Origin of the sequence: Metabacillus bambusae (assembly GCF_017497975.1) — a bacterium.
Lineage (GTDB): Bacteria > Bacillota > Bacilli > Bacillales > Bacillaceae > Metabacillus > Metabacillus bambusae.
Map to the genome: position 1 here is coordinate 353037 of NZ_JAGDEL010000003.1, position 19489 is coordinate 372525.

Below are 19489 nucleotides of genomic sequence, written 5' to 3' on the forward strand. Positions count from 1 at the left end.
ACAATGAGTTTAGATGCGGACGTAATCATTATTGGTGCTGGTGGAGGTGGGGCAGTTGCAGCCAAGGAGTTGGGGGAATTAGGGATCAAAGTCATTATCCTTGAAGCAGGTCCTTGGTATGGGAATAAAAAATGGGACAATCCTAATCGAGAACGTGGATCTGTTAGTAGTTCCAGTGAAGCAGACTTGGATATTAACCTCTTACGGCAACAATATACAAAGAATGAACATACGATGAATTCTTATGAATTTGGTCGTTTACGATGGGGACCTGCTGATCGCCGACGTCCACCGTGGTACCGGAATGTCCCTAAAAATGGGCTTATTTGGCAAGCCACTGGCGTAGGTGGGACAACACAACATTACTGGGCAAACTCACCACGAGCTTATTCAATGGCAATTGATGATGTCTGGCCAATTTCTTACCGGGAGTTGATCCCCTATTATGAAAAGGTAGAAGATATATTGCCCGTTCGCCCTGCCCCTACCACTGCAAAAGAGGAATTGTTTTATTACGGAGCAAAAAAAGCCGGTTGGTCAATGCTGAATACTTTAAATCCAACTTCTCCTGGCTACCGTCCTAATCCAAATGCAATCCTACACCCAAATGAACGGCTGATGGATTCCGAGACCAGTTTGGAAGAAGTATCAAAATTGGAGGGATGTACGCTTTGCGGTCATTGTATTAATGGTTGTCCACATGGACCATCGGTTGATAAAGTGGCTAAACGCCCGACCAACATAAGTTATATTCCTCTTGCCTTAAAAACCAAAAATGTAGAAGTTCGACCTAATACATATACAACCAAGATTTTAACGGAAAATCATCCGAAAGAAGGACTTCATGCAACTGGAGTTGAGTATAGAGATACTTGGACAGGTGAGTCTGGAGAATTATATGCGAAAGTGATTGTTATGGCAGCAGGTTGTATAGAAAGCCCAAGACTCTGGCTAAACTCTGAATTACCACAGAATTCGTGGGTTGGACGGGGATTAACACACCATTATTGGGATTGGGTAACAGGAGTATTTGAAGAAAAAGATCTTATGGGTATATTAGGACAACCCAACGTGAATCCATTTGTTGGCCCTACATCAGGTGGACGATTAGATTATCCGGGATTAGGATGTATCCAACCATCTGGAGTCAGCCCAGGATTATTTGCCTCTTTAACCTTTGGGTTTACCGAAAGTGGCTATCATTTTACACAGAATGCATCTTCTTCAGAACCTTGGGATTTACAAGGACGAGTAGTAGGAAATGAGTTAAAAGAATGGATGTACAATTACAAAAATACATATAGCATATTGGTCCTTGCTGATGATCAGCCCCATAAAAGGAATGGTGTAACCATTGATCCTTTTGTAAAAGATGAACATGGACCAATTCCGGTAGTACGGTATACAGCTAGTAAGGAAGATAAACAAAAGAGAAACAAGTTAGTGAAAATTGCTGCCGATATTTTGCACAAAGGTGGGGCAAAGAAGATTATTCGCACAGATTGGCCATCTCACTTATTTGCCCATATTGAATCTACGATGCGCATGGGTTTTGTCGTGGATAGTAATTGTGAAGCTTATCAAGTTAAACGGCTTTTTATCGCTGACAATAGCGTTCATTTTAATGGGATTGGAGGACCCAATCCTACGTTGACCACTCAAGCGTTAGCTACACGAACAGCTGAAAAATTAGCAAATTTATATTTTAGTTGAACCTTTTGAGATCTATACACTAGATTTTTCATTTCCTATAGAAGAAAAAGGCACTTTTATCGAAAAGTGTCTTTTTCTAACATATAGATAAATCTTCATGGCAAGAACAAAAGCGCAAGCGCCTTGAACAGCCTCGGGCAAATAAGACGCTTAAGAATAGAAGGTGTTCTTTACCTTCAATTCTTAAGTGGCTTAGACCCAAGAGGGGCTAGGCGCTGGAGCTGGATGCTAAGCGCTTATTCACAGTACAAGAATTTTATAATTTCCTAGACAGTAAAAAAACATTCTTTTCGTCAAAGAATGCTACATAAAATGAATATTAAAACATTTTTAATTTATTAATATTTTATTTTCCCATTGAGAAGTTAGAAATTAAACATTTGATCATGGAATTAATGGATAATCTAAACCAAATTAAAAAAGAAGAAGTGTTTACCTCTTCCCTATCATTTTATCCATTTTTTATCTTAAAATCACTCTAATACAAACAATTTTAAGAAATAAATAATAATTCCTCTGCTAATAAGTGGAATTTTCCTTTATCTCAAACCTGTAACGACTGATCGATTTCTCAATTGTCCAAAATTTAATTAATTCAAAAACCTGTATACACTATTTAAACCCAGCTGTCGCTTTTATATGTACATCTTTTTTATTAGTATTGCTTTAGATGATAATAGTCGCAATTAGCGCAACGAATAGAGCCTGTTACATAAATTATTACATATGGTCTATTTTTATCACATTGAGGGCAAAATTTTAAATTCGATTGTGCTGTTTTTTCAATTGTTTCATTCATGTAAAAACCTCCTTTACACATAATTCGTTGAAAAATCAACATTTTCATCTCCTAAAGAAGACTTACAATTTCATAAAAATGCTAGTTTTACAAAATTAAAAAAGTCATATCCTCTAATGAAAACATTTGTTTTGTGTATAGATGAAACTTAAAAACAATTCTCTATTCTGTTGTCTTTTTATCTCAAGTTGTTTTGTTATATAAGTAAAGTCTTTTCCATAGGAAATCAATTCCCCAAATCTTTTCTCTCTCAACTAATTATATGACAATGTAAATATTAGTTTAATGTTCTAAATGTAAAATTGTAGCAATTTAATCAATTAAAACATCTCATAAGAGAAGAATGACATATAATAAAAAATATTGAACTACCCTTTGTATCGGCCCCACCTACGCCAAATACTATGACGGCACGCGTGCCATCCACTCCATTAATATTATAACTGGAAACGCTTACATTTGTAAAGATTAATAGAACCAAAGTTTCTAATTGTTGACCTTTTTTTTATCATGGAGCAAAGTGAAGCGAGTGACTTGATTCTTCAACATGAAAGCTGTCATATACACGTCCACCTTGTAACACATTATCCACAACAATCAGTACACTAAGATTGGCTAAACGTAATGAAAGATCTAGGTAGTTCGGATAATTTTTCTTATTGTGAGTACTGGTTATAAAAAAACGTCTAAAACCCAATAATACCAAGGATCGTAGCGTTGGCACTGTGGCATCCCTCCTTGTAGAAGTGAATGTTCCCACATCCCTACCCGATCGGTGCCATTTACGTTAGGAATATAATCGTTCAATTCGCTAGACTTGGGACTATTCCTCTACTCCCATTACAGGAGGTTCTTCCGTCAAATCCCTACTCTCTCAAGGATGAATGCTTTTCAGCTTGACCTTATAACATCCGTTTTTAGTGACAGCGTTTCAACGTTCCTAACTTTCCAAGTACCTTACAACATAGCTTTCCTTACTAGACGTAGATGTTTTTTTAAGCCTGAGATCTGGATACCGCCATTGTTTCATAATGTGCAGTTTTACACTACACCACTCTCCCCATCGACCGATGGGTCATAGGTTTACCTATGTTCAATCTTTACCCCTTACCTTCGGAAGTTCGTCAGTTCCTATCTCAAAGAACGATTCTCACCTTATCTAGTTTTTAAGCCATGCGGCATATCCGCTGGCATACCTTTTCTATCTTAGAATGGGCTTCATCCTTTGTTCTGCCGAATCTACCTGTCCTTCACACACTATGGACTGTCATACATAATGCAAGTATTGACGGGATTCAAAAAACATGGTTCCATCATTCCCATCCTCCGTTATTTTCACATCTTAAGTGTTTATTACAGAACTTGTCGCGCGCGCCCTATTGTTGAAGATTATCTGCAATAGAAATTACCAAAATAACGTAGAGTACCCCAGAATTCACAAAAGATAGAATAACAAACACTCCAATTTTCCCTAAAATGTAGAAAATGGAAATATTTTTCTGGACTCATCGTTCCAGAATAGTTATAATAAATTTTGTAAATGGAGGTGTTGTAATTTGGGAAGAAATATCAGTTTTAACAAAGAACATGCTTTAAATAAAGCTATGTATTTATTTTGGGAGAAAGGATATGACGCTACATATATCTCTGAACTTATTGAAACGATGGGAATAAGTCGCTCTACTCTTTACGATAGTTTTGGAGATAAAGATGCATTATTTAAAATAGTTTTAGAGCATTATAAAAACTACCGCTATCGAAAGAGAAATTTACTTTTTAGTGGTATAAACGCTAAAGAATCACTTAAATCCTTTTTTTATAAACATATTGAAGAATGCTATTCAGATGACATTCCAAAAAGTTGTATTATAACTAATTCTTCACTGCTTATTGGACATATTGATCCTTCAATAGAAGAAATTCTTCTAGAGTATTTTAATGAACTTGAAAAAGTTTTTAAGCAAGTCATAGATGAAGGACAAAGGAAAGGAGAAATTTCACAAGAGGCCGACCCTGAATTAGTTGCATATTCTTTACTAAGCTTAAATCATAGCATTAGTTTAATGTCTAGATATAAAAAGGAGGAAAATCTAGCTTATAAATTAGTGGACAAGACTATTGGGGACCTATAGTCTTTCTTTTTTGATTATTTTGGAACGGACGTTCCGAAATAATCAAAATAATAATAAAAATAAACAAAAGGAATGATTATGATGACTAAAAAAACAAATTTTCTAATATTTATATTGGCAATTAGTTGTGGATCCCTTGCTGCTAATATTTATTATTCACAACCAATCGTACAATTCATTGCAAAAGATCTTAACATTTCTTCTGATTTATCTGGATTGCTCACAACCTTGACACAAATTGGGTATGGATTAGGATTATTTTTTATCGTACCAATGGCTGACTTATTTAAAAGTAAAAAAATAATAGGAATCCTTATCGGGCTAACTATTATTGCATTAATTGGTACGCTTATTTCGACAAATGGAATTGTTTTTTTAATATTCACAACCATGATTGGCATGGGAGCCTGTGCGGCTCAAATGTTAGTTCCATTAACAATGAGGATTGTACCCATTGAAGAGACAGGTAAATATGTGGGTAAAGTGATGAGTGGTTTATTGATTGGGATTATGATTGCTCGCCCATTATCTATCGGAATAGCTGACTGGTTCGGCTGGAGAATGGTATTTCTTTTTTCATTAATAACGCTTGTTGCCGTATTACTGTTAAGTATAAAGTTTTTGCCCAACTATGAAGTAGTATCGACTAGTAACATGTCATATCCAAATTTAATAGCTTCTATGGTGAAGCTATTAATAAATACATCTCCTTTACAACAAAGAGCTTTTTATCACGCATGTTTATTTGCAACATTTAGTCTTTATTGGACAGTTATCCCAATTTTATTAAGGTCTGAGCCATTACATTTTTCAAATAATGAAATTGCATTAATTGGCTTTGCTGCAATAGCTGGAGCTTTATTAACTCCTACTATTGGTAAAATAGCAGATAAAGGTTATATTTTTATAATGACTAATGTATCAATGGTTCTCGTACTATTATCTATCTTACTATTATTTTTTGTTCAAGATCATTCACTATTTAGTGTAATTTTAATCCTTATCTCCGGCATTAGCATTGATATCGGTGTATCAGGAAATTTATTATTAGGCCAAAAAGTTATCTTTGGTTTGAATCCCGAGATAAGAAACAGACTTAATGGTTTATATATGACTATTTTCTTTTTAGGGGGAGCCTTTGGTTCATGGATTGGAAGTTATACTTACTATAAATTTAATATTGTAATAACTTTACTCATTGGAACAGCTTTACCAATAATCGCCTTAATTGTCCATGTGAAACAAAATAATAAATTAAAACTATTAAACACCTAATTGTTGATATTAAATTATAAAGATGTATTCAGCAGACGATTTTTAAACATGCAATCTCACAATCATTAGATATGGAACTACTGTTTGTTTTTTGAACTTGTATAAAAGTTTAAAGCTGATTTTGATTGTAGAAAAGGCAGCAAAATAACAGCTGCCTTATTTTATGTTCAAATAAGTTTGCACCAATGTTATGAAGGATAAATAAAAGCTAAGTGTCAACTTACTTTCCTCCCCTTTATATTTTAAAAAGTAAGTGTTTACTATTATATTCAAATGGATAATCATTTAACTTATCCTTAATAAAAATTTTCAAGTTATTTAATAGGTATGCTGGTAAAATTGGATCAAGTAAATATTTGATCATTTTTAATCGCATATGGCCCCGAACATTATCCCTACTTAGCTACTCACCCACTTAATCGTCTTCGAAAGCAGTTCAGTAAAGCGAGGATCTAAAAGCCCTTCTTTATTATGGGCCGGAGTAAGACAGCATACCCGTCCTTTTCCATAGTCATGAAACCATCCTGCGATGGATTGACCCTCTTCTGACTCTGATTTTAAAAAGATATTTGTTTCCTCTTGATTTATTTTAACAAAATAATGCTCATCTATTATTTCAAAAGATACTGGTCCAAATACATCGTTTCCTTTTACACTTGTATATTTTACTTGAGAATGAAGTTCAGGATGGTATTCAAAATAGCCTTTTAACATTTTAGTATAGCTACTCTCGTCGGCATAAGAGGCAAGTCCTGAATGCCAGCCTAACCAACCGCCACCTTGGTCGACGTACTGAGCAATCGTTTCACCAATCTCATCAGTCATCCAAGTATCTACCTTTTCGTCGGTTGGATTGACCCGATCCTCTTTAAATAAGATAACGGCATCTGGTTTTTTCTTCAATTCTTCAATTAACTGGCTCGTTTGAATTTCGATACATTCAACCTTTTCGTTTTCGTTTAGTAAGGTTAACGCTCGATTTAAGGAAGCTTGAATCCCTTCTTCCGAGTGATAGTAATCACCTAAAAGGGCCACGATTTTTTTCACATCAATCACTCCACGTTTCTAATTTTTACTACTACTATGTAACCTTCTGGTTGGATCCTTGGGACTCGATTAATATTTCACCCCCAAACAATGGTTTGAGGGTCAGTAGATTTATAGTGGCATTGGTTCTCCCTGTGTATTAATAAACGAAGAGGTACCAGTAATTTTCTGTTTTTTCTCGATAATATCTATAATCCCTTTTGCTGATTCCTCTGGTGTACCCGGGGCTTTCTCTCCACCCATGTCTGTTTTGATCCAGCCAGGATGAACAGCAAATACAGATACCTGATCATCTGCTAGATATTTTCTAAGTTGTTGTGAAAACATGTTTAACGATGCTTTAGAAAGTGCGTAAGGATAATCCCCTCCGTATGCATTTTGAAAGCTTCCTGCTTCAGATGAGATATTAATGATCGATGAATTAGGTCCTTTGGACAGTAGTGGCAAGAAATGTTTAATGACACGCATCGGTCCAAAAAGGTTAATATTAAACGTCTGCTCCACCTTAGTAATATCTATTTCTTCAATTGTTTTTGAACGTTCATTTAAAATTCCTGCATTGTTAATGATCACATCGAGAGTAATGTTTTCCTCTTCTAGCTTTTCTGAAGCTGCTTGACAGGTTGCTTCCTCGGCAACATCTAGGGATAGAAGAGAAACCTGATTTAGAAAAAGAGAACGTAGTTGTGCTAATTGATCCATTTGTTTTTCAGGGTTTCTGATCCCAGCAAAAACAGTGTGTCCCCTTTTGACCGCCTCGATCGTAAGCGCAAGACCTAGACCACGATTAGCACCTGTGATTAATAGTTTCATATAAACATCCTCATTTCATTCATTACGATTTATGTCCTAATTCTTGTAAACCTAACATAACACCCAGCTGAGGAACGGAGTTAAAGAAGCAATACCTACCAACTCCGTATTCTCCTTTATGTACTAAAGGAATCCCTTTTTCTTCAACAAAGTTAATATGCTCTTCAAAACCATTCACTGTAAATGTAATAAACTGAACCCCTTGCCCATGCTTTTGCTTGAACTCAGTATACGGACTCACTTCATTAAGTGGCTCTAATAGCTCCACTGTCACAGGTCCCATTTGAAGGTTCGCTATTTTCACCCGCGCCGGTACTTGTTCCCCGCGGAAAACAGTATAGGTTTCACCTGTTCGATCTGGGGTGTACTCTTCAGGTGGTAAAATGATCTCGGGCATTTCAATACCAAATAGTTCTGAAAAGTTTTTAGCAGCAATATTTATGTCATTAACGACTAATCCTACTTTAATAAGATTGTTGTTATCAATTTTATTCATGAACGCTTCCCCCCCTATTTATCATTTTCAAGAAGCTCTAACATAATCTTTAAGTCTTTGAAGGTGTCCATATAAGCATAGCGTCCACCTGTATATTCCCCTTTTTGTACCAAAGGCATATTTTTTGCTTCCATTAAAGCAACTTTTTCTTTCATCCCATTGATAATAAAGGCAATATGGTGCGGTCCTTCGCCATGTTCATTGAGATGATTCCTCCAAGTGCTAGGATGTTGATCAGGTTCAATTAATTCCAATTGAAGGGAACCCATATCGAAAAAGGCTAATTTTGAACGAGCTTCAGAAGAGGCCCCTTGGAATTCTGTTTGGGCAACATCTACTGTGTCTGTCCAATTCCACTTAGGCTTTTCAACGCCAAAGAATTCTGCATAAGCTTGTGAAACCGTTTCGATATCATGAACTAAAATACCGATTTGCGCAATAACATTTGTACCTAACACACCATTTTTAGATTGAGTTTTATTAGTCAAAATACTTCCTCTCCTTTTTGAAGGTAAATTATATATTTACAATGGATGATCCATTGTCGTTCATAATTAAACATATTAATCTTCAAATCCCCATCTTTTCGACAGCTTGAAAAAGGCCGTTGTCATGAGTAAGGCAATGATCAAGAGAATCCATGCTTGTGCAGAAGCATACCCCATATCAAAGTACTGAAAAGCATTTCGATAGAGATAGAGAGAATAGAACAACGTGGAGTTGTCCGGACCCCCATCGGTGATGATAAAGGCTTCTGCGAAGGATTGAAAAACCGCGATCATTCCAGTAATGGAGTTAAAAAGAATCGCGGGTCGTAGCCCTGGCAATGTAATGTGAAAGACTTTTTGAATCACATTGGCACCATCAATGGAAGCTGCTTCATACAAGGATTTAGGGATATCACCTAAAGCAGCTAAATAAATCAAAATCATATTTCCAGACATCCAAATTGACATTAAGATGAATCCCGGCTTTGCCCATGTTGGACTTGAAAACCATCCAGGTCCATCAATTCCAACAATACCAAGAATCGAGTTTACGACACCAGAATCAGGCTGTAATACCCAAATCCATAAAATAGCCAGGACGACAAAAGGAACAAGTGTTGGAATGAAGAAAACAACTCTAAAAAAGGAAATTCCTTTAATATTCTTTGTATTTAATAGAATAGCAATGAAGATCGTAACAACAGTCGTGATCGTTAAACCAACAAAAATCATGTATAAGGTATTACCGAGCACGGTAAAAAACAATTCATCTTCAAATAGAAGCTGCTTATAGTTAGCAAATCCAATATATTTAGGTTCAGCAATTAAGTTATACTCAGTCAAGGAATAGTAAAGAGAACTAAACATTGGATAAGCTGTAAAACAGAGAAAACCGAAAATCCAAGGAGAAATGAAAAGCAGACCATTTCTCAAATTTCTTTTTTGTATGTTCATATTCATTACACCCCTGTTTTTTAAAGAGAGTAGTTATCATTGCTTCGGAATTCAAACGATGGCTTTATCCTTTCGAGCCTGTGAATGTGATGCCTTCAATGAAATATCTCTGCAGAAAGAAAAAGATAATAATAATTGGTAGTGTCATGGCCACACCGATCGCCATGAGTAAGCCCCACCTTGGATCATTTTGTGACATAATTTGCTGAACACCTAAGGATAGTGTGTAATGGCTATTATCACTTAAGAAGATAAGAGGTCCTAGGAAGTCTCGCCATGCTTCGATAAATTGAAAGATAACGACGGTTGCTAATATAGGCTTTGATAATGGTAAAATAACTTTCCAAAAAACGATAAATTCACTGGCTCCATCCATTTTCGCTGCTTCGGATAATTCTTTCGGTATCCCTTTGAAAAACTGTCTTAATAGGAAAATAAAGAAAGCATTTCCGAAAAAGTGCGGAATAATCAAAGGATAGAAGCTTCCAATCCAGCCAATTTCTTTAAATAAGAGAAATAAAGGAATCATAATTACTTGAAAAGGAAGCATCAATGTTGCCAAAACAATGATGAAAATACCATCGCGATATTTCCATTCAATTCTCGAAAAACCGTAAGCTATTAAAGAGTTAGAAAGTACCGCCCCAATGCATGTAAAAACAACAACGATGAGTGTGTTCTTTAAATATAAAAAGAACGGAAATGCCGAGAAAGCTTCCTTATAATTTGACCAATTTAGCGCTTCAGGAATCCAAACGGGTGGATTAGCAAAGAGCTCCGAACTATCTTTTAACGAACCAGATATCAGCCAAAGAAATGGTACTACAAATGCTAATGAAAATAAGATTAAAATCATGTAGACGAAAAGCTTACTCATATTTTTGTTTACTTTTCTCAGTGTTGTCGTTTGCCTTTGATTGGGAAGAATGTTTCGTTGATGTTTTGATTGCTCGACTGGGAGTGTCATCTTCATATAAGGCTCCCTCCTTACCTTTTTTCATGGTCCGGATTTTACCGCAAGGCAAAATCCGGTTGTAAAGGTTTATTTTTTGTCTAGCTTTTCTTGTAATTTATCCTGAGATTTTTGAAGAAGCTGTGATGGGTCTTCATGATTATAAATCACTTTATCACGAATACTTGTAAGTTCATCACCCATTTCGCTGGCTACAGAGGTTAATGCAGGGTGACCTGAATCTGGTGACTCCGCCACTTTTAACACGGTTTCATAAACTTGGTCGTTCTCCCATTGAATGGCATCTGATTTTTCCTTCCAAATCGAAATGGATCGCCAAATATTAATGTTATCCGCTAGCACCTTGTCTTGGTTACCGAATAAAGCAAAATTTATGGCTGCTTGTGGATTTTTTGCCCCTTTTGGAACAAAAAATACGTTTGTTCCAAATACAGATGAATCTTTTCTTCCCTCTGGAGGGCTAGGAATCGCTGCTACTTTATATTTGGTGTCTGGAGAGTAGATTTTAAGGGCATTAGCAAACCAGTTCCCACTAACAGTCATTGCTACTTTTCCAGTCATAAATGGGTGATCTGGAGAAAAGGCTCCACCAAATCCTGATGTAAAGGATTTAATTTTCTCGGGATTATATCTCACGGCATAGCTATCCATCCATTTAAATGCATCAATCATCGATTTCTCATTTAATGACACCTTTTTCGTTTCTGGGTCATACATAGTTGCTCCAAAGGCCCATGGCCATGTATATGGATCCTCACCTGCATCAATCCAAGGAATAAAACCTAATGTTTCAATCGATCCATCATTATTTAATTTCGTTAAAGCTTCAGCTGCTTGATCTAGTTCTTCAATTGTCGTTGGCGGATTTTCCGGATCTAATCCAGCAGCCTCAAACATGTCGACATTATAGTAGAGCAGGTTGACGTTGGAATCCTGTGGAAGAATATATGTTTTTCCATCAGGCTGTTTCATTAAAGAGCGAAAACCATCTAGAACCGTATTCTCATCAAAACCTGCTTTTTCTAAATACTGATCAAGAGGTTCTAAAGCACCTTGGGAAGCTAGGCTATATGCAAGTTGATAGTCATTTCCATCTCCTAATACTAAATCTGGCGGATTCCCCCCAGTAATCGCAGATAAAAGCTTTCCATTTGTTATACCATCAGGAACGTATACTGCATTAATCTTTGTTCCTTCTTTTTCTTCATAATCAGCAATTCTTTCTTTATCCCATTTTTCAGAATCTCCACCCCATGGATACCAATATGTAAATTCTTTGGAGTTTTCATTAGATGTTGATGAGGATGAGGAATCGGAACTCGAACAACCTGAAAGGACTACAATAATGACTAAGAACGAAATCAAACTCATTGAGACGATTTTCTTCACTACAAAACCCCCTAATTTAAATGAAAAATTTCCCCCGGATAAAAAAAGTAAAGTTAATGGTTTAAAGAATCCCCTTTTTACTAAACACCTCCTTTAATTAAAGTGATTTATAATAAACGCGTGAACGCGCGTTTATTTCAGGGTATAGTTGACGAATGTTTAACATCGCAGACTAAAACACATTAAGTAAACGTATACATTTCTGAGTATTCTAAAAATATAGAGCAAAAAAAAAGGAGATTAAAGAGAAAGACAAGATTCTCTTATAATCAATTCAGAATCCATTGTAAGCTTAATCCCCTTATTATTCGTTTGTTCAATTGTTTTGATCACATCAAAGGTTAAGCTTTGCATCATTTTGCTAAAATTGGCTTTAAAAGTCGTTAAAGGTGGATGAAATAAACTACTTAACACGTGATCATCTATACCAATAATCGATATATCATCTGGAACTCGAATTTGTTTTTCATTTAGAGCACGAATTGCACCAAATGCAATACTATCATTTGCAGCAAAAAAGGCTGTTGGTAATTCAACATTTGTTTTTAAGAAACTGTTCATCGAATTATATCCATTCATGCTACTAAAATCTGATTGTAGAATCCATTCTTTTCGAACGGGTAAACAATGATGTTTCATGGCTTTAAGATAGCCTTCTAATCTAGCTGATCCAGCATGTCTTTTTATATCACCATTGATGATTCCAATTCTTTGATGATTTAGACTAACTAGATAATCGATGGCTTTCATGGCCCCATTTTCATTGTCAAAGCTATAAACAATTCGATTAGGTTCATTACGCCCAGGTAGATCCTGGTCAACAATACCGATGATAAAACCTTCTGCAATGAGTTCTTCGATGAAAGGTTCGTGATTATCTGCCCCCATAAAAATACCGGCATCAATTCTATTTTGGTAAAAAACAGTTTTCACGCGTTCAATATTTTTAGGAGATTTACAATCTCGAATAATATTTGTTAACACATAATAATCATGAGATGAAGCTGCTTCTATAACACTAGCGATCAGCATATTGCTTGTTGGGTCACTTGAAACACTACCTTTATCAATGATAAATAGCCCAATATTCCTCATATTTTTCCCAGCGAGAACTTGCGCAGACATATCCGGGAAGTAATTGTGTTCTTTGATGACCTTCATTACCTTTTCTCTAGTTTCTGGCGGAACACTCGGATAATTGTTGATCACTCTGCTTACTGTGCTTCTAGACACACCAGCAAGCTGGGCAATTTGTGTGCTGTTCATTTTATTTCTCTTCAATGTATCTTCCCTCTTCCGTGAACACGCGTTTATTAATTGGTTTTATTCTAAACCTATAATTACTTAGTGTCAATGAATATTTTTAATTTTCTAATAGTATTTTGAACACGCCTTCAACGATCTTTAAAGATAAGTTTATGATAAAAATAATGTAGTATATATCCTGCAAAAAATACGTAAATTATTAGATAAATATATAGAATTAATATATATGCTTTTTCATCATTTCATTGATTTCCATAAAAAAGCGCAATTCCATGTTGAAAGGAATGCGCCTGATTCGTTCGTTATTCTACTTATCTCCCACTCTTTCATTCCCTACTGCAATTGGATTATCTGAATATGAAATCCAATCGCTCCAGCTCCCTGCGTACAGCTTTACGTTTGAGTAACCTGCTTCTTTTAGAGCTAAAATGTTCGGACATGCTGAAACACCGGATCCACAATAAACGATTATTTCTTTAGATAAAGGAATGTCGGAAAAATGAGTGATCAGCTCTTCTCTTTCTCTCCAAGTACCCTTTTCGTTCAAGACGTCCTTCCAAAAATAATTTTTAGCACCTGGTATGTGTCCAGCTACAGCATCAATCGGTTCGAATTCGCCAAGATAGCGTGGATTTTCTCTTGAGTCGATTAAGATTGTGTCTGTTTGATTAAGCTTTTTCTGAACATCAAAGTGATTTACCCATTTCCATTCATTATTTAAATGCGGGAGTAAAGATTTTGGTGAAGGATTTGGAACAACAGTCGTTATTGGTTTGTTTTCGCTTGTCCATTTTTTCCAGCCTCCATCTAATACTGCTGCATCAGAAACTCCTATGTAGTTTAGCAACCACCAAAGCCTTGAAGCATTCATTCCTCCTTGATCGTCATAGATCACTGCATTCGAATCATTGCTTATTCCTAGGTCTCCAAGCGTTTTCGCCAAGATGTCTGCTTGAGGTAAAGGGTGACGTCCCCCATGTTTATCAATTGGCGCTGAAAGATGTTTTTCGAGGTCAACATAAATGGCACCAGGTAAATGTCCCTCTAAATACTGTTGGTACCCTTCGTCAGGATTGCCTAAATTAAATCGTGTATCTACAATGACTAGATTTTTATTATTTCTTTCAATTTCACCAGCAAGCCAATCGCTACTTACAATATTTTGCATAAACATTCTCCTTTAACATTGTTTTGTCCATGAACCTATACAATCTCCAATAAGTGAAAAGGTTTTAATTGTCATAAAATTAATAATTATTATACTATTAAATTGAAAATATTGTATAACAATCGACTTTTCATCTTTTAATAAAATGGAGCTATAATTGTTTTTGTGAAAAAATCCTACCCGATTTTCAGGATAGAATTGTACAATTTTATGGAAACCGATATTAGATTTACTATTAGAAAAATCAAGTGAACCTTCAAGACTCAAATAATATCTTATAAAAATAAGGAGCTATTCCCTTTAAAGAATAACTCCTAACCCAACTTATTTAACTTCCACAACAAATGGATAGGCCGTAACCTTGCCGTTTTCTTGAAATTCTGCCCAAATTTTATAAATCCCAGGCTGAGAAAATTGCGTTTCAAAAACTGGGTTTTCCTCTTCTAACGGATGAACATGCAGGTATTCTTCACCCTGTTCATCTAGAATGACTACATGGCCCAAAGCACCTAAATATTGTTCTAATTTAGCTCCGTGAACATCAAATGTTAAAGTGACAGTCTCATCTATGACCAATGGGGTTGTCGACATCGTTACTTTGTTTCCACCTATTGTTTTTTCTAGTTGTTGGTCCACTTCCAATGATCCATGACTATGCTTATCTGTATCGGAATTTCCAACTGTAAATGTAATTGGTTGAACTTCATATTCCAGGTTCTTTGGTTTAATATCAACAAAGGCCTTGTATGTTCCCTCTTCTAATTTGCTTGAGATTTCAAATTGACCTGGTGCTGTTTCTTCAGGATGTAAGTGAAAATACTGATCTAAGTGTTCATCTACTACAATTAAATGAAGACGTTTTTCATGATTTACTTCTAAATCTGTGACTGGATTACCTGAAAGGTCTTCTAGGGTCAAAACTAATGTCTTATTCTCTTCTTTTACTGTCACATTCACAGCACTTTCTGAATTTGCTTGTTCATCATGTTCGTGTGCATTTTCTGAATGATCATCGTTTGCTGCTGATGAATGTGAAGCATGATCTTCTGAATTCTTATCCGTTACGTCTACTGAAGCATCATGGTCTGAACCATGAGTATCAACACTCTGTTCTTCTATAAAAACTGCCTCGTAGGTAAAGTATCCTACAATGACAATAGCAAGATAGACTATGGCTGAAAGCATCCATTTTTTCATAGGTTTGTATCTCCTTTTACGTTAAGTTTTACCCTCTGTAACCGAAGCGCATTAAGGACAACAGATACTGAACTAAATGCCATTGCTGCCCCAGCCAACCAAGGTGCAAGGAAGCCTAGTGCTGCGATTGGGATCCCAAGAGCATTGTACGCAAATGCCCAGAAGAGATTTTGTTTAATGTTTCGGATCGTCTTTTTACTCATAAAGATCGCATCCGCAATACTAGTAAGATCTCCACGAATCAGTGTAATGTCAGCTGCTTCAATAGCAACATCTGTACCCGTTCCGATCGCCATTCCGATATCGGCGGTAGCTAATGCAGGTGCATCATTAATGCCATCACCAACCATGGCGACAATTTCCCCTTGCTCTTGAAGCTTTTTCACTTCCTCTGCTTTTCCCTCTGGCAGAACTTCTGCTACTACTGAATTAATTCCAGCCTCTTTTGCAATCGCCTCAGCTGTACGTTTGTTGTCTCCTGTAATCATTACAACCTCTAGACCCATTTTTTGTAGGCGTTTTACAGCTTCTCTTGATGTATTTTTAATGGTATCTGCCACTGCTACTAAGCCAGTATATTGATTGTTGATGGCAATAAGCATAGCAGTTTTCCCTTTTTCTTCAAGTTCTTCCATTGTCCGAAGAGCATGATCAAACTTGATGTCATTTTGTTGCATTAATCTTCTTGTACCGGCTAGAACAAGTTGATCATTCACTTTTGCTTGGATTCCATAGCCTGGAATCGCTTCAAACTCTTCTACATCGAAAAGCTCAATGTTCTTCTCTTTAATTCCAGCTACAATCGCCTGGGCAAGCGGGTGTTCTGATTGCTTTTCTGCCGAGCCTACTAATTGTAGAAATTGCTTCTCAACATACCCTACTTCTACAAAAACATCTGTTAAAATCGGTGCTCCATTTGTAACTGTTCCTGTTTTATCTAACAGGATCGTTGTTAATCGATGAGTCCTTTCAAGATGTTCTCCGCCTTTAAATAACACGCCAAATTCTGCAGCTCTTCCTGATCCCGCCATAATCGACGTTGGTGTTGCTAACCCTAAGGCACAAGGACATGCAATAACAAGAACGGCAATTAATTTTTCCAGTGCTTCAGCAAAATCACCAGGTGTAACCCAGATGAACCAAACGAAAAATGTAATGATCGCAATCCCTACAACTATTGGAACAAAAATCCCTGATATTTGATCTGCTAAGCGTTGAATCGGAGCTTTTGAGCCTTGGGCCTCTTCTACGACTTTAATAATCTGGGCAAGAGCTGTATCACGACCTACCTTTGTCGCTTTTACTTTTAAAAATCCATTCTTATTTATCGTTGCTCCAATTACGGAGTCACCTACTGTTTTATCTATTGGAAAACTTTCACCAGTTAACATCGATTCATCCAAAGCAGAACGCCCTTCAATGATTTCACCGTCCACTGGTATTTTTTCTCCAGGCTTTACAATAAGGATATCACCCACTAACACATCCTCTAATGGGACCTCTTTTTCAATTTCATCACGAATGACAGTAGCTGTCTTCGCTTGGAGACCGATTAACTTCTTAATAGCCTCAGATGAACGCCCCTTTGCTCTCACCTCAAACAATTTACCTAAAATAATTAATGTAATTAGAACCGCACTTGTTTCATAATATAGTTCAAGCATATGGGTGTCATTACCAATTGAGACAATCGATAAATATAAACTATAAAAGTAGGCTGCAGATGTACCTAATGCAACGAGAACATCCATATTGGCACTTTTGTTTCGCAGTGCCTTAAAAGCTCCTACATAAAACTGCTTTCCTACGATAAATTGAACAGGTGTAGCCAATGCTAATTGCACCCAGGGATTCATGAACATGTCAGGTAGATAAATAAAGGATGTGAAGCTAAAGTGACTTACCATTGCCCAAAGAAGTGGAACAGATAGAATAAGAGAAAAGATAAACTTGCCTTGCTGGGTTTCTAGCTCCTTGGCCTTCATCTCAGACAGACTCACTTTTTGTTCATCCTTTAAATTCGCTTGATAGCCTAGCTTTTCAACCTGTTTCATCATTTCACTTGTTCCAGTTTGTGCAGGGTTATACTCAATAGTTGCATTTTCTAAGGCTAAATTAACCGATGCTTTTGTTACACCTTCTAATTTATTTAGCCCTTTTTCAATTCGAGTTGCACAGGCCGCACATGTCATGCCGATAATATTCAGTTCTACCTTTTCACCCGTAACCTCATACCCCAAATCATGAATCTTCTTTTTAAAATCATCTATGTCAGCAACACTTGGGTTGTATTTAATGGACGTTCTTTCTAGAGCAAAGTTAACGGTTGCTTCTTCTACTCCGTCGAGTTTTTTAAGTCCTTTCTCGATTCGAACCGCACATGCTGCACATGTCATTCCTGTAATAGGCAGAACGGTTTCTTTTGCACCTTGTGTCATAATCATGACCTCCTATATACCCAGTAGTGGTATATTTGTTTTCAAAATGAAACGTGCATAACGAACTGCACGTTTCATTTTAGTATACTTGTTTCATTCACTATATTCAGTGATCTTATTCCTAAGCTACATCATATCCTTGGTCATCAATTGTTTCTTTAATCGCATCTAATGAAATAACAGCTGAATCGAATGCTACATCTACTTTCCCTTCAGATAGATGAACCTTCACATCTGAAACCCCATTTAGTTTGCCGACATTTCCTTCAATTGCATTTACACAGTGACCACAAGACATTCCATTTACTGTTAATGTTACCTTTTCCATAATTGATTCTCTCCTTTAATTTTTACTTTTTCATTAATCTTTGAATCGTAATAAGTAGTTCATCTACTACTTCTAAATCACCATCTTGAATTCTTTCGGTTACACAACTTTTAAGATGCACTTCTAATAACACTTTCGAAAAGCTATTTAATGCCGATTGAACAGCTGAGATCTGCGTAATGACATCATCACAGTAAGTATCCTTCTCAATGAGACCTTTGATCCCGCGAATTTGACCTTCAATTCTATTTAATCGACTTGTTAGGGCCTGCTTGACTTTTTCTGAGTGATGACTTTGCCTTTCAGAGTGACTTGTGCCACAATGTTCAAATTCTACCATGTCTTCATGATTTTCAGCCATCTATTTGACCTCCTTTATAAACCTAATTTACCATACCCCCCCACCCTATGTAAAGTGTTTTTTGGAAAATTATTCTCCTTAGGCACCATCTTTAACAGCTTCATGTATTTAATACTAATTTGTAGAATAAGGATCAATCTTTGATTGTATATTTATCAGTATTAATTAAACGTTTGTTTATAAACCCTACAAATTCAAATGGTACCTCTAATTAATCATATTAATCTTCGCGATTCTAAAAATTTTGGTGTATTCCAACTAAACATCTATTTCTTAATAAACGTTAATGTTAAATGAATAAATATATTAAACTAAATTGAATACTTTTCATGATAAAAATTTCCTGGGCAAGCGCAAAAACTGACTTTATACAACAATAAATGAATGAACCAGTGACTTAATGTATGAAGGTTTAGAGAGGATCTGTGCATGTCCCCTGCTTTTAAAAAAACAACTTCTTAAAATTTAATGGAATTGATACACGAGGTTGAAAGAAGATTAGATTTAAAATATTGAGTTCTTTTTGAGATGGTAACGACTTAAGAACAAAAGCGCAAGCGCCTTGAACAGCCTCGGGCAAATAAACCACTCATGAATAGAAGGTGTTTTTTACCTTCAATTCATGAGTGGCTGTAGACCCAAGATGGGCTAG

Annotated in this window: 18 protein-coding genes; 3 read left to right on the forward strand and 15 right to left on the reverse strand. The window is 36.2% G+C overall.

Annotation, left to right across the window (positions count from 1 at the left end; all coding sequences use genetic code 11):
- Window positions 1-3: 3 nt before the first annotated feature.
- Window positions 4-1713, forward strand: coding sequence for a GMC family oxidoreductase N-terminal domain-containing protein (locus I7822_RS06570; protein WP_207976209.1), 1710 nt, complete (start codon window positions 4-6; stop codon window positions 1711-1713).
- Between the two features lie 655 nt (window positions 1714-2368).
- Here I7822_RS06570 and I7822_RS06575 read toward each other — a convergent pair.
- Window positions 2369-2512, reverse strand: coding sequence for a hypothetical protein (locus I7822_RS06575; protein ID WP_207976211.1), 144 nt, complete (start codon window positions 2510-2512; stop codon window positions 2369-2371).
- Between the two features lie 508 nt (window positions 2513-3020).
- Window positions 3021-3236 carry an O-methyltransferase gene (locus I7822_RS06580; RefSeq protein WP_207976213.1) on the reverse strand — a complete coding sequence of 72 codons (216 nt, stop codon included), beginning with the start codon at window positions 3234-3236 and terminating at the stop codon, window positions 3021-3023.
- 832 nt (window positions 3237-4068) lie between these two features.
- On the opposite strand from I7822_RS06580, the gene I7822_RS06585 reads away from it, so the two are divergent.
- Both I7822_RS06585 and I7822_RS06590 read left to right on the forward strand, forming a co-directional pair.
- Window positions 4069-4644, forward strand: coding sequence for a TetR/AcrR family transcriptional regulator (locus I7822_RS06585; RefSeq protein WP_207976215.1), 576 nt, complete (start codon window positions 4069-4071; stop codon window positions 4642-4644).
- A gap of 81 nt (window positions 4645-4725) precedes the next feature.
- Complete coding sequence (locus I7822_RS06590; RefSeq protein WP_207976346.1) at window positions 4726-5919, forward strand: MFS transporter; 1194 nt, start codon at window positions 4726-4728, stop codon at window positions 5917-5919.
- A gap of 399 nt (window positions 5920-6318) precedes the next feature.
- On the opposite strand, the gene I7822_RS06595 is transcribed toward I7822_RS06590, so the two are convergent.
- The 13 genes from I7822_RS06595 to I7822_RS06655 form a co-directional block, all read right to left on the reverse strand.
- Window positions 6319-6966 carry a ThuA domain-containing protein gene (locus I7822_RS06595; protein ID WP_207976217.1) on the reverse strand — a complete coding sequence of 216 codons (648 nt, stop codon included), beginning with the start codon at window positions 6964-6966 and terminating at the stop codon, window positions 6319-6321.
- Between the two features lie 111 nt (window positions 6967-7077).
- Complete coding sequence (locus I7822_RS06600; RefSeq protein ID WP_207976219.1) at window positions 7078-7779, reverse strand: SDR family oxidoreductase; 702 nt, start codon at window positions 7777-7779, stop codon at window positions 7078-7080.
- 22 nt (window positions 7780-7801) lie between these two features.
- Window positions 7802-8275: a VOC family protein gene (locus I7822_RS06605; protein ID WP_207976221.1), complete on the reverse strand. Its 474-nt coding sequence runs from the start codon at window positions 8273-8275 to the stop codon at window positions 7802-7804.
- Window positions 8276-8289: 14 nt separating this feature from the next.
- Window positions 8290-8763 carry a VOC family protein gene (locus tag I7822_RS06610; RefSeq protein ID WP_207976223.1) on the reverse strand — a complete coding sequence of 158 codons (474 nt, stop codon included), beginning with the start codon at window positions 8761-8763 and terminating at the stop codon, window positions 8290-8292.
- Between the two features lie 75 nt (window positions 8764-8838).
- A complete protein-coding gene (locus I7822_RS06615; RefSeq protein ID WP_207976225.1) occupies window positions 8839-9717 on the reverse strand; it encodes a carbohydrate ABC transporter permease in 879 nt (292 codons plus the stop codon).
- Between the two features lie 64 nt (window positions 9718-9781).
- Entirely contained in the window at window positions 9782-10690 is a 909-nt protein-coding gene (locus I7822_RS06620; protein WP_243459300.1) for a carbohydrate ABC transporter permease, read from the reverse strand.
- A 69-nt stretch (window positions 10691-10759) separates the two neighbouring features.
- Entirely contained in the window at window positions 10760-12079 is a 1320-nt protein-coding gene (locus I7822_RS06625) for an ABC transporter substrate-binding protein (RefSeq protein ID WP_307847691.1), read from the reverse strand.
- 240 nt (window positions 12080-12319) lie between these two features.
- Window positions 12320-13360: a LacI family DNA-binding transcriptional regulator gene (locus I7822_RS06630; protein WP_207976227.1), complete on the reverse strand. Its 1041-nt coding sequence runs from the start codon at window positions 13358-13360 to the stop codon at window positions 12320-12322.
- A 292-nt stretch (window positions 13361-13652) separates the two neighbouring features.
- On the reverse strand, window positions 13653-14513 hold the full coding sequence (locus I7822_RS06635) for a sulfurtransferase (RefSeq protein WP_207976229.1): 861 nt from the start codon (window positions 14511-14513) through the stop codon (window positions 13653-13655).
- Between the two features lie 324 nt (window positions 14514-14837).
- Window positions 14838-15710: a DUF8832 domain-containing protein gene (locus I7822_RS06640; protein WP_207976231.1), complete on the reverse strand. Its 873-nt coding sequence runs from the start codon at window positions 15708-15710 to the stop codon at window positions 14838-14840.
- A complete protein-coding gene (locus I7822_RS06645) occupies window positions 15707-18148 on the reverse strand; it encodes a heavy metal translocating P-type ATPase (protein ID WP_207976233.1) in 2442 nt (813 codons plus the stop codon). The genes I7822_RS06640 and I7822_RS06645 overlap by 4 nt, the downstream gene beginning before the upstream one ends.
- A 121-nt stretch (window positions 18149-18269) precedes the next feature.
- On the reverse strand, window positions 18270-18476 hold the full coding sequence (gene copZ, locus I7822_RS06650; protein ID WP_207976234.1) for a copper chaperone CopZ: 207 nt from the start codon (window positions 18474-18476) through the stop codon (window positions 18270-18272).
- A 22-nt stretch (window positions 18477-18498) separates the two neighbouring features.
- Window positions 18499-18837, reverse strand: a complete 339-nt coding sequence (locus tag I7822_RS06655; protein ID WP_207976236.1) for a metal-sensitive transcriptional regulator — start codon at window positions 18835-18837, stop codon at window positions 18499-18501.
- Window positions 18838-19489 lie beyond the last annotated feature (652 nt).